Annotated in this window: 6 protein-coding genes; 1 reads left to right on the plus strand and 5 read right to left on the minus strand. The window is 46.0% G+C overall.

Annotated features, from left to right (window positions below; genetic code table 11):
• Positions 1 to 3: 3 nt before the first annotated feature.
• Positions 4 to 1,692 (minus strand): Na/Pi cotransporter family protein, encoded by a 1,689-nt coding sequence (locus tag ACFOEK_RS13260; RefSeq protein WP_386721726.1) that lies wholly within the window; start codon positions 1,690 to 1,692, stop codon positions 4 to 6.
• A 129-nt stretch (positions 1,693 to 1,821) separates the two neighbouring features.
• Between ACFOEK_RS13260 and ACFOEK_RS13265 the strand changes: the two genes are divergently transcribed.
• Positions 1,822 to 2,550 carry a 16S rRNA (uracil(1498)-N(3))-methyltransferase gene (locus ACFOEK_RS13265; protein ID WP_386721728.1) on the plus strand — a complete coding sequence of 243 codons (729 nt, stop codon included), beginning with the start codon at positions 1,822 to 1,824 and terminating at the stop codon, positions 2,548 to 2,550.
• A gap of 87 nt (positions 2,551 to 2,637) precedes the next feature.
• Here ACFOEK_RS13265 and ACFOEK_RS13270 read toward each other — a convergent pair whose 3' ends face one another.
• From ACFOEK_RS13270 to ACFOEK_RS13285, 4 genes are all read right to left on the minus strand, one after another.
• Positions 2,638 to 3,087 (minus strand): chemotaxis protein CheW, encoded by a 450-nt coding sequence (locus tag ACFOEK_RS13270; RefSeq protein ID WP_386721730.1) that lies wholly within the window; start codon positions 3,085 to 3,087, stop codon positions 2,638 to 2,640.
• 69 nt (positions 3,088 to 3,156) lie between these two features.
• Entirely contained in the window at positions 3,157 to 4,302 is a 1,146-nt protein-coding gene (locus ACFOEK_RS13275) for a chemotaxis protein CheB (RefSeq protein ID WP_386721732.1), read from the minus strand.
• 12 nt (positions 4,303 to 4,314) lie between these two features.
• Positions 4,315 to 12,279: a hybrid sensor histidine kinase/response regulator gene (locus tag ACFOEK_RS13280; RefSeq protein ID WP_386721734.1), complete on the minus strand. Its 7,965-nt coding sequence runs from the start codon at positions 12,277 to 12,279 to the stop codon at positions 4,315 to 4,317.
• Between the two features lie 51 nt (positions 12,280 to 12,330).
• Positions 12,331 to 13,206: a CheR family methyltransferase gene (locus ACFOEK_RS13285; RefSeq protein WP_386721736.1), complete on the minus strand. Its 876-nt coding sequence runs from the start codon at positions 13,204 to 13,206 to the stop codon at positions 12,331 to 12,333.
• Positions 13,207 to 13,217 lie beyond the last annotated feature (11 nt).

A 13,217-nucleotide genomic window follows, 5' to 3' on the forward strand; every position in this document is an offset into this window, starting at 1 on the left:
AGATTAAGCATCCGGCGCAATGTGTTTAGGCAAGACTAAAATTGCAATGCGCCGTGACAGTGAATAAATATGTCGAGCCTGTTCGCAAAATGCCATTTCAATCCGAAACACCATGGCCCGATTCGAAGAACCTTTTAATTTCTTGGCTTGGCGATCTAACACTCGACTGATCAAAGACTCAATCTCATCGTCCAGAGATAACACTTCCTGTGCTGCTTTTTGGTCTTCAAACCCGACAGAACGAATGGCATAGGCAAAAGCCGTTTCCAGCTTCTCAAACAACTGCTGGAAGTCCTGCTGAGTTTCTTCACTGATCTCTATTTCAAACTCTACGGATTTTCGAGCCACTCGTAATAACCCCACAGAAATATCATCACCTACGTGCTCAATATGATCTATGGTCGCCATCAACTGCACGACTTCCTGCATCTGAGCATTGGTTAAACTGCTTCGCTTTATCGAACCCAGATAGTTAAGTAGTTTTTCTTGCAGCACATCCACTTGATCATCGATCTTATTTAACTCATGAAGCTTATTTAACGCCTGCGTACCAAGAGCCTTTCCAAAGCGGGAAATCATAGTAATGACCAAACCGCCCATGTGCGTCACTTCAAGCCGAACACGCGCCAATGCCAACGCCGGAGAATCCACCAACGCAGAGTCGAGGAATTTAGCAACAACAATGTCTTTTGTTGGAGCAGGACGCTCAGGAAAGAACCAACAGGCAAGGCGTCCTAAACTCTGAGCAAAGGGCAAAAACAGGAAGGTGTTAATGACATTGAATAGGGTATTGGCGTTCGCAATTTGTCTCGGTGTATCTCTCACCGCTTGCTCGATGCCCGAAAGGTCATTCGATATTGGAGAAATAAATACACTTAAGCGTGCCAATTCAGAAATTAAAGGTAACCAAAGACAAGCACCTAAAAGATTAAAAATCACATGAATGCTCGCTGCTCTTTTGGCCTCCACCGTTTTGCCAATCGAAGCCAGCACAGCGGTAGTAATGCAGGTTCCTATGTTCGCCCCCAGAGCTAACGCAATGCCCGCCTCTAAACCAATAAAGCCTTGCCCTGCCATGACCACCACAATCGCTGTTGTGGCAGATGACGACTGAACCAATGTAGTGAACGCGGTACCCACCACAATGGCAAGCAACGGATTCGATAAGCTTTTAATGAGTTCCAGAAAGGGCGGATAGTTCCTAAGCGGCGCCATCGCATCGCTCATTATGTTCATGCCCAAGAATAAAAGCCCCAACCCCAGGATCGCGCTGCCGTAGGCTTTAATTTTCTCTTCCTTACCAAAGAAGTGGCAACTAAATCCCACCGCAACAAAGACAAGTGATAATTTCGTAATTTTGAATGCTACGATCTGTGCAGTCACCGTAGTGCCGATGTTAGCCCCCATAATGACGCCGATCGATTGCGTCATATTCATCAGACCAGCAGAGACAAAACCAACCACCAAAATAGTAGTGACTGACGAAGATTGGATCACCGCGGTGACCGTTGCCCCAGAGAAAGCACCTAACCAGCGATTTCTAGTCACAGACGCCAACCAGCTTTTTAAACGACGACCGGAGATCTCCTGCAACGAGTCACACATCTTACCGATGCCATACAAGAATAAGGCAAGTCCGCCCAGCAACCCCATCAGCATAGGTAACCATTCAACGTCATTGCTCAACAGCATCTACCTCCAACCTCAAAAAACCAAGCCGTGATATATAGAACAGCAAACAATCCATCGTGGATAAAATCAGCGCTAATCTTTACAATCCGGTTCATTACAACTGCTGGCCTACACTATAGATTTCACACCATGCGCATACCCCGTATATATACCAAAGCACTAGAAGCCAACCTTGACAACTTATGGCTAGATCCTGATACCAGCCACTATCTCGGTCGAGTATTGAGGATGAAGCCACATCAGCAGCTGTATCTGTTCGATGGCGAAGGCTATGAGGTATTGGCTGAAATCACGGCCTTTGAAGGGAAAAACAAAACCCAAGTGACGGTGCTGGAAGTATCTAATATCAATACGGAATCCCCCATCCATATCCACCTCGGCCAAAGTATTTCTAAAGGTGATCGAATGGACTTTACCATTCAGAAATCAGTCGAACTGGGCGTTTCAGAAATCACTCCTATCTGGGCTGAGCGTTGCGAGGTAAAACTCAAAGGCGATCGTATCCAGAAAAAAGTGGATCACTGGCAATCGATTGCAGTATCCGCCTGTGAACAGTGTGGAAGAAACCGGGTACCTAAGATACACACACCTATAACGTTAGAAGAATGGCTTAAACAGCGAAACGAAGAGACTCGAATCACCCTCCATCATCGAGCGACCACCAACCTAAAAGAGTTATCCACACCCACCCAAACTGCGTTGTTAATTGGTCCGGAAGGCGGATTAACCGAGCAAGAAATCGCACAAAGTGAGCTACATGGCTTCCTATCGATTGCTATGGGGCCACGAGTATTAAGAACGGAAACTGCAAGCCTGGCAGCACTGACGCTGATGCAATATGAGTGGGGAGACTTTTAGAGCCGATACAGCACGTAATAGTGCTGTAGTGGTCTCTACAGTAAGAAAAAAGAGTAGAGACTCTCTCTAATCGAATGGTATTGCGGTTTAAAGGGCTTGATTAACCATGATTTCAAGCTTTTCGAGGTCAGGAATTACCACCGTAAATTGATCCAACTGGGCAACACTCAGATCCGAATTCCCAAGACTCTCATCCGCAGGTTTCAAGTCGTCCTCATTCACACGAACCAAGGTGGGTAAGTCCTTAATCGGTATCGCAAAGAAATCAAACTTTGAGCTAGCAGAAAGACGATTAATGACCGCCAAACGACTACGTTCAGTCAATTCCAACGGCGCATCACCATTGATCACTTCCAATGACAACACCGGAACCTTGGTATTACGCCATAGAAAGTAGCCCTGAAACCAATCAGGCCCTTCTTCTGCGATAGGCTGTTGATAAGGAATCACTTCAGCCACAGACACATTGGGCAATAACAAATTATTCGGGTCTTTAGGTATTCTTAAACAAGCAACCTGATTCGTTTGTTCTGACATGATGCCATTCCTTTGATTGGTAAATTACTCCGCAGAACTCATACCTGCAAAGCAGTTATGCCCTAAAAATTAATACGGATAAATAGGATCATCAACGGAGACATCGTCTCCGTGCTCATCAATTCTCACCGCATCCCCATGACGGGAAGCAATGGTTTGTACCAGTTTCGCAGCCAGCTCTTCAGGCGTCCCCTGGAACGAGCTTCGCCCGGTAGCTAATACGGCTTCAGGCATCGAGGCACTGGCACAGGTACTCAAGGTCTGCACCCAAACTTCAGCACCCGCTTCCTTCATTGCCATCGCACCGTCTGAGGCATCATCGCCCATACCGCTGAAAACAATAGCGCCCGTATCCGGGCCGAAGCATTGCGCAAATTCCTTCATTACATGGGAAATATTAGGGCTATATAATCCCTGCCAAGGCCGGTTATGAAGAAAGAGTACACCTTCCGACTTTGAGCTTTGAATCTGATGATTAACCGGTACGATATGAACTTCGCCGATGCCGACTTTACGTCGGTGTGCGCACTGGCGCATATCAAACACCGAGTGTCGCCCAAGAACCTGATGTAGGACCGGCAGAAAGTTATTATCAATATGCTGAGCGTAAACAAAGCCCACAGGTAAGCCTTCGGGCAAGGCATCAAGAAAACGCTTCACGGCGCCAGGCCCACCCAAGGATGCACCAAGAATCCATACATAAGGAGCTGGGGCGCCTTTCTTCCAAACGCCTGATAAGTTTTCAGGCAAGGTTAGACGCTCTGACGGCTGATCCTCCTTTAAAGGAGAAGAAGTCTCTGCCCCAGAAGCCTTACTGTTGAACGGTACTGATAAATCAGGTATCTCTGGAATTTCAATAGCAGGAATATTAATGCTCTCAGTTGGGCTTAATATTTCTTTGACCTTCTTATGAAAACGTCGCTGCCAACGCTTGAAACCATCGCTGTTAAATACCGGTACTTCCCCTTCACCGAATAACAACGGTGCGGTTGCCAAATCCAACAAATCATCCAAAAAATCCGACCAGCGATCTTCATCCGCCAAGTCAATAATCCATGCCGAAATCATCTCGTTCTTGATGTCTTCCGGTGTAACTCTGTCAGGAGAAGTATTGAGAGCAATAACCAACCCAAGCTCTTCCAGCGTTTTGCTAAGAGTACTTTTATTTAATGGTTGGTCCGAGACAATACCAACTTTACAACCTGCAATACCCAATCCAATACCTTCTTATTTACCAACCAACAACTCAATGGTTTCTAATAATGTCGCTTCCTGGAATGGTTTCCCCATGTAATGGTTCACCCCGATAGACATAGCTCTATCTCGATGTTTTTCACCTGTACGGGAAGTGATCATAATTATCGGGAGATCTTTAATCTGCTCATTGTGTCGAACATGAGAAGCCACTTCGAAACCATCCATACGCGGCATTTCAATATCCAACAACATGATATCAGGGCGCTCATCCTGAAGTTTTGCAATCGCATCCACGCCATCTTTAGCAGTAAACACTTCATAGCCTTGGCGCTGCAGCACCCGTGAAGTAACTTTACGTACCGTCACCGAATCATCAACCACCATAACCTTCAAAGGTCGATCAGAAGATGTGGTCTCTTCGGCCGCCACCAAATCTTGATTGGCCTGTTCAATGTAGCGAGCGTGTTCTGCACGGATCAGCGCAGCGAGATCAAGAATGATCACCACACTACCATCACCCAAAATGGTCGCACCAGAGACCCCATCGACACTACTGAATTGAGCCCCCAACGACTTCACAACCACTTCACGGCTACCCATCAAGCTATCGACTTGTAAGGCAATCGGATGCTCAGCACCACGAACCAACAACACGGGTAGTGGCAGCACCTGCCCCTGCAGCTTAGGTCGATGACCAGACTTCAATAACGTTCCCATATACTCCATGCGGTACTCTTTACCCGCATAGTTATAAGGCATCTCGACGCCTTCCTTATAGAACTCTTCAAGTTCATAAGGACTAACCCGAACAATACCTTCAATGGTATTCAAAGGTACCGCATAGAGATCATCACCAACCTTCACCATTAAGGCTCGGTTCATAGATACCGTGAAAGGCAAGCGAACTTCAAACTCAGAGCCATTCCCGTACTCTGAATCAATAGTGATATTTCCACCCAGCTGCTTAATTTCACTGTTTACCACATCCATACCGACGCCACGACCGGAAATTTGCGTGACCTTCTGCGCCGTCGAGAACCCTGGACTGAAAATGAATTGCATCACTTCATGTTCAGTAAGGTCTGCGTCTGGCTTCATCAGGTTGCGTTCAATCGCCTTATTGCGAACAGCCTCAAGATTCACACCCGCGCCATCGTCGTTGAGTCTTAGCACCACATCACCGCCTTCACGACTCACCGACAGTTCAATTGTCCCTTTGGCTTTCTTACCTGCTTTCTTACGAACGTCAGGCATTTCAACACCATGGTCAACCGCATTACGCAGCATGTGCTCTAGAGGCGCAACCATACGTTCCATAACCGTACGATCCATTTCGCCTTCGGCGTTATTCACTTTGAAGTCAACTTGTTTGCCCAACTCCTGAGCCACTTGACGAACAATTCGACGAAGACGAGGCACCAAACGACTGAACGGTACCATTCGGGTCTTCATTAATCCTTCTTGCAACTCAGTATTAATTCGGGACTGCTGTAGCAATAAGGTCTCAGAATCGCGAACTTTATTTTCAAGCGTCGCTCTTAAATCCAAAATGTCGGTAACCGACTCCAATAATGCACGAGACAACTGCTGCATATTGGTATAGCGATCCATCTCCAATGGATCAAAGTCGTCGTACGCATGCGTTTGCTGCATTTCTGTACGATAAGAAATCTGTGCTTGAGTTTCGATATCAAGACGCTTCAGCTGGTCACGTAAACGACTAACCGTCATGTCCATATCTTCGAGCGTGAAACCAATGTCCGATACTTCGGTTTCTAAACGACCACGCGTGATCGAGGTCTCACCCGCCAAATTAACTAGGTTTTCCAGAAGATCCGCAGAAACCTTAACGGCTTCCTGCCCCATTTTGGCATTTTGATCCAACAAAGCTTCACGAATAGATGGACCAAATTCTGGTGCTGGAATACGTTCTGCGAGAATCTCATCGCCTAGAATTAACTCTTCTGGCGCTTCTTCATCGTCATCAAGGTGCGTCAGCTCTTCCAGTAAATCTTCATCGGATAATTCAAAGACGTCAGCAGATACATCATCTGCTTGAGAAGGCTCTTCAAGGAATGACGACTCCAACTCACTCTCTATTTCAGAAAGATCGAGTTCTGGAATATCTTCGTTCAAGATCTGACTGTGGTCGGTAATACTGTCGAGTTTATCCTCTCCATCTTCAGCATGCGATGCCCCAGAACTCAGCTCTTCAATCGCCTGCCCAATCTGATCCACTCGCTCAAGAAGATCGACAAAGAAGGCTTCCGTTAAATCATCGGAGCTCTCTTCTACATGGGTCTCTAAATCATGAGACTGCTGTGCTAACACATCTAATTTGGCCAGCTTAGCACCGCCTTTGAGCGTATGAAGGACTCGCAATACTTCATCTTTTTGGGCCGAACCATATGGATCTTGAGCCCAGGCATGACAGGCATTATCAAGTAGCTCTGCCAGCTCTGACGCTTCTTCAATAAAGATCTCAGAAACTTCTAAGGCCGCTGCGTCTAGCGCAGAGATGCCAAGCACACTCAAGTCAAAATCATTGTCGTCAGCAGTGACTTGATCATCAGGTAACTCTGACAGCGTTGTATCGCTGTCATCGAGCTCACTGACAAATTCAACACTGGAATCCTCAGAAGAATCAGTGTCACCAAGATCTAATTCGCTTAACGCGGCTTCAAAATTGCTGTCGTCGACGTCACTATCATCCAGTGACTCATCAACATCCAGGTCAGGAAGTAAGGTGTCTATTTCAGATAATTCATCCGAATCAGAAGTAACACTCTCTTGATCCAACGAGGCTAGGTCGAAGTCATCTTGTGCTTCTGCCTCAGGTTCAAGAACAACATCTTCACTATCAACAACCTCAATCGCATCCTTCACTTCTTCAGTGTCATCGGATTCCGAATCCATCGATGTCAGATTTGAAGATTGATGCAACACAGCTTCATCGTAGCTTCCTGTACGACAATATTGTGTAATCGCTTCAATCAAATCTGGAGCTGCACTTGGCATGTGTTGACGCTGCACCGCCTCAATCATATCGCCAAGACGGTCGTGACAAGATCTTAGTAACTCAATTAATTCTTCTGAACTGGTGAACATACCGTTCACCAAGCCTTCATAGAGGTTCTCAAGCTCATGGCCCAGATCTCCAACCGGAGACAGTTCGGCCATTCGCGCGCCTCCCTTCAACGTATGCAATTCACGCTGAAGCTCAGCAACTGGCGTCAAGTCGTCTTGTTGATCCGCCCATTGCTCAAGATGCTCAGTAATGCTGTCCAGAATTTCTTCCGCTTCTTCCAGGAAGATTTCCACCAGTTCCGGATCTACATTCTCACTCAGCGACTGCGGTGCTGAATCAACCAGTTCTTGATCCGCTTGCTCCCTCAGCTCATCAATCTCATTATTCTCTGCTAACGATTCACTCTCGGTAGCAGACGACATATGATTAAGGATTCGCTGCTCTAGTTCCGGATACGATACAGGCTCTTTATTTTCATGAATGTCTGAAACCTGTGTTGCAATGGCGTCATGGCAATCTTGCAGCAACTCAATTAACGGCTCGCTGAAACCAAAACGCCCTTCCGATAAACCTTCATAAAGATTTTCCAATTCATGGCACAAGTCACCAATCGGCTTAATCTCAGCAAGGCGAGCGCCACCCTTTAAGGTATGAATAGCACGTTGCAGTTCCTGAACTGGTTCAGCGTTATCCAGCTGTCCGCGCCACTGCTGTAGGTTTTCATCCAGATGAGACACGATGTCGTCGGCTTCTTCCAGGAAGATGCTAACAAGTTCACTGTCCTCTTCCTCGTCTTCGGCAACACTTTCAACGACCTCTGTCGCTTCAATCGATTCAGCGTCCTGAACACTTCCATATTCATCGAACTCATCAACCAACGCCGCCAGATCATCATCAGACGCTAACTCATCCAATGTGAAGTCGTCTTCCTCCGAATCCGCAAGTTCGAGTTCTTCAAGAGACTCAGAAAGTTCAGCTTCCACCAGTGAAGTAAAGTCATCTTCTGAAATATGAACCCCGCTGGTTGCTAACTCCGGTACGTCTTCGAGAGTTACATTTTCTAGCGGATCAACCAGTTCAGGACGACTCAACGCATTCACTTCAGAAACTTTGGCTTCGGTCGACGCCAGCGCTTGCCCTGCTGCAAGAAGATCCATCAACGACACTAGCGACTCGTAACCTGAATCCAACACATCAAAGAATTGTGCGTTCGGAGTTCCATCCAGTCGGATAATGTCTTTGATCAGATGATTTAAAGCTTCCGCTACGTCCGCAAACGCATTGACTCGAGCCATCCGCGCCGCTTTCGCTAATGTTTCAAATTCCGCATCCAGATCATTCGCAAGTTGCGTACTTAATGCATCGGCACGCCATTGTTGAATCACCAGTTCAATATCACCAAGAATATCCATACCTTCCATAAGGAAGATATTCATCATTTGATGATCAGGAGATGTATCAACTTTGGTTGGCGCGTCTGCGTCATCTCGACGGGTTTCACTCGGCAAACGAGATTGCGAATTAGTAAAAGTTTCTAACCAATCACTATCAATCTCCAACGTCACGGTAACCTGAGATTCTAATTCAGCGACCGCTTCGCGAATCCAGTTCGCGGCATCCTTGAGTTGAGAAACCAATAATTGGTCTGCCAACAAATGCGCAGCGCGCGCCTCTTTAACGACTTTCTCACACGTACCAGCAAAATCAGCGATTGGGGTAACCGCCGCCATATGAGCACTACCTTTTAAGGTATGACAAGCACGCTGAACATCATCCGTTAGCAGGGCAGAATCTTTATAGAGATTTTCCTCAACGTAGGCATCCAATACATCGAGATGCGTTAAGGCTTCACCACGGAATATTTCTAATAAGCTGGATGATTCTTCGCTATCCAGAAGAATCTCATCACTGAGATCATCCGTTTCACTTAACGACTCCAGAGTTGGCAAGGTATCCAATTCAGAGTCAGGAATAGACAAAGACTCAGCGAGCTGAGCGGTAATGTCTTCCGGCGCTAAATCAAACTCTTCGGTATCGTCTGATGCAAGACTGTCCTCAGACGCAGTTAACTGATCGAGCGAAAGCTCTTCTTCCACATCGTTAACATCGATGTCCGCATTCAAGTCAGCGGTGTCTAAACTCACTTCTGACAATACGTCTAGATCACTGATTTCCTCAGAAGTATTCTCAAGGCTTTGATCTTCAAGGTTCTGCTCTTGAAGATCTTGAGCCTGATATGGTTTGCCATCGACAATGCCGTCTGCCGCATCCATCATACTCTGAGTATCAATAGCTGCCTTCTCACCCTTTGCAAAAGCAGAAACCAACTCAGGCAAGACACCACACACGTCATCAATCAAAGCAAATAGATCAGGTGAGGCCTGAATCGTTTGATCGATAACACGGTTAAGCATGTTTTCAATTTTCCAGGCCAGCTCCCCGACCTGTTCCGCACCAACAAGACGTCCACTGCCTTTCAGCGTATGGAATGCACGTCTTACTTCCGTTTGTGCATCAATATTTTCATAGTCCGCTTTATATTGCGGTAAGAACTCGGCAATGGTTTCCTGAACTTCTTCGGCTTCTTCGATGAAAATTTCGATAATTTCATCATCAATCATACTATCCGATTCTTCGGTCTCAGCAGCCGTTTCAGGTACAGCGTCATTCTCGGAAGCGCTATCGGCAGAAACTTCAGCGCTTTCAGTGATGACAGTCTCCTCTTCAAGAAGAGAGGCTAGTTCATCATCAGAAGCCATTCCTACATTCAGATCGTCTGAAGTGGTTATTTCAGGAATGTCTGCATCCAGACCCAGCTCAATTTCTTCTTCAACCTCTAATTGAGGTATCAAAGAGTCATCGGTTACATCAGGAAGCTCAAATTCAAGATCAGTTCTTTCCTCAGAAACCAGACCGAGATCTAACCCATCATCAGAGGTTTCAAGTACAGGAATGTCAGAACCAAGAGCATCCTCAGTAGAGTTAAGATCAATGCTATCCAGTTCAAGCTCTGGCAGCTCTTCATCATCGGGTACTTCAGATAAGCTTTCTTCCAACCCCGCAATAGGGCCTTTTTCAGAAAACTCAGGTGTAAAATCATCAGCAGATTGGGCGGCCAACTCTATAGTTTCATTAGCATCTTCAGCTGAATCCGATACCGTCTCATCGAGGACAGGTAGATCCAAACTGACATTATCGTCTACCGAAGCAATTGAACTATCCTCAGCAGCGACATCCAAATCAATCTCATCGCCATAATCATGCTCAGAAAGCGGCGTATCTTCAGCTTCAAAGCCTAAGGATTCCAATGACTGACCAGTCAGTGAAGCAATACTTTCAGCAGCAACCTGCAGAACCGAACCACCTTCTTCCTGGCTGTTTTCAGCAACACGCTCAAGATAATAGTCAACACCGGCAACCGCATCCGCCAGACTGTCCATCATATCCCACGTTGGTTCTTCCGGCGTTTCAGACAACAAACGTGATTCGATGATTTCGCGTGTCTGCGAGAGAATTGACGAGGCTTGAGATAACTGAGGCACCATTGCCAAAGCGCCTTCCACGCCTTTGAGCAGTTCAGGTACAGGGGCAATTTCAGAAGCATTCCATTGTGATGCGATGTAACCAATAATGGCGTCTTTAACTTGTTCTAATCCGTTACGACATTCTTTAACCACCGCAGATTGAGCGGTGTTTAACGCATCTATCGGAATATCAGAAGTAACTGTGCTCTTTGCCTTTCGTGACGCCGATGCATTAAGGCCCACTTCGACCATAAGTAATTCACTGGCAATCGACATCAGTTCTGAATGTTCTGGCTTCTCTTGTTCAGATACCCAATGATTAATTTTATCGATTTGGTCCAGCAAGGCTTTGCGTTGAGGCCCCAAGCCCAATACCGCAAGGGTGTCCGCAATCTGTTTGAAACTCGTCGCCAATTCAGTCAAGCGCTCAAAGTCATACTCTGATGAACGAGTGAAAAGATCAAATCGTTCTTTGAGATTTGCGAGTTCTTCCGAAAGCGCCTCGACAACAGAGCCCATTGCAGATTTGTAAGACCCCTGCAGAGCTTGATTACCCTGATCTTCAGGCAGTGCCGCAGTCAATCCAAACACTTGCTTAATACTGCGAACTGAAGGCGTTTCTGATTTCGATTTTGCAACGTAGTAGAGTAAATTCTTGGCCAACTCTTCTGGCACAGGATCATTCAGCGCCTTGTCGCCGTCAGCGATTAAGCGACCTATCTCTTTTTCCAGTTGGCGCAACAGAGTTTTAACGGCAAAGCTGTCCTCGACCGTATTATTGGACATCCCTTCAATGACCGCCCCTGCAATCCACCATAAGCGGGCCATCGGAGCTTCACCACACAATTGCTCAAGGTGCATACATGCTTTAGCCAGTGTGGCATAACTTTTGTCTAGACCTGTGTTACGAATAATACCCAAGAAACCTAACTTATAAGCTTCTCGTAAGCGCTTAAGCTTTTGTTTAATTTCCGAAGACGCAAATGAAAATTCGCCTTCCGACTTTAATGGGCTCAGATTTGGACTGAACAAAGAAGTTTCTGTCAGAAGACTTTCGCCACAAGCTGAGCGTAAGTCATTAAGGAGGGGGAGCAGAGTTACAGGTATATCTTCTCGACCCGACTGTAAATGTTCAAGATAGCCTGGCAATTGCAAGATAGCTTGCATTAACACTTCTTGCGCTTCTTTAGGCTCTGGCACTTTATTGTTAATGAGAGCTTGAGCAACCTTTTCCATTTCTTCGGCAAGAAGCGCAGCACCATAAAACTCCACCATCTGAAGCGTACCATGTACCTGGTGGATGTAGGTCAAACAGAAACGCATGCGAGTGCCATCTTCTGGCGACTCAACATAAGCTTCAAGCGCCTGTTCCGCTTGCTTCAAAGTTTCTTCAATTTCACCTTTTACCCATTCAAGGGCAACATAATCGCGGTGCTCAGTCATAATGACTCCAATCTCACCTTATATGCTCTTTAGCTGCTCACTCTAAAACGGTTATGCTTTAAAGCGCTCAAATGCTAATACGTTCCTACTGTCTACTTGTCGAAGCTTAGGGTGACTCCAATCAGTCACTTCTCCTAATCCTAATACTAAAACACCACCGATTTTTAGTCGTTCCGCTAGTCGGTTAACTACTTCTTTTCGGCGCCACTTTCTCAAATATATCAGCAAGTTTTGACAGAAGATGATATCCATATCGCGTATTGGAACACGATCAAGATCCAGAATATTAACTCGAGCAAAGCAGACTCTATCAGCAATGCTCTGTTTAATTTTTATTTTGTTATCCAGCTTGTCATAAGAGTCCTGGTACGTTTCAGGAATCCATTCGGCTTTTCGAGCTTTATAGTTACCCGCTTTGGCACTACTAATGGCGGATAAACTGATGTCCGTTCCGATCACACCATAGCCAATTCTATCAACCGCTGATAATGACTTATCAGCTAACATGGCAAGGCTATAGCTCTCTTCTCCAGAAGAACATCCAACACTCCAAATCTCAATCGAACGAGCTCTGTCATTCTGACAAATCAGCTCATCAATGTAAGATTCCAAATAAGTAAAGGAGTCAGGGTGTCTGAAGAATTGTGTTTCCTGAACGGTCAGGGTATCGACTAACTCAGACCACTCTTTAAAGCCATTTCGCTCGTCAGTCACATATTCCAAGTAACTTTCATAATCATCGATATTAAGTAGTTTCATTCGACGATTTAAGCCACCTTGAAGATACGACCTCAGGTGATCTGCCAGTTGAAGCCCCGTTCTTTGCTCGATAAGCGCACGCCACTGCTCATAGCTATGATCATCAAATTGACCATGCATTGAGTGCTGAAGCCTCTTATCACTATGGGCTTCATCTTGACTAGACATGCGCGATTGCC

Source organism: Litoribrevibacter euphylliae, from assembly GCF_042646085.1.
In the GTDB taxonomy this organism is placed as follows: domain Bacteria; phylum Pseudomonadota; class Gammaproteobacteria; order Pseudomonadales; family Litoribrevibacteraceae; genus Litoribrevibacter; species Litoribrevibacter euphylliae.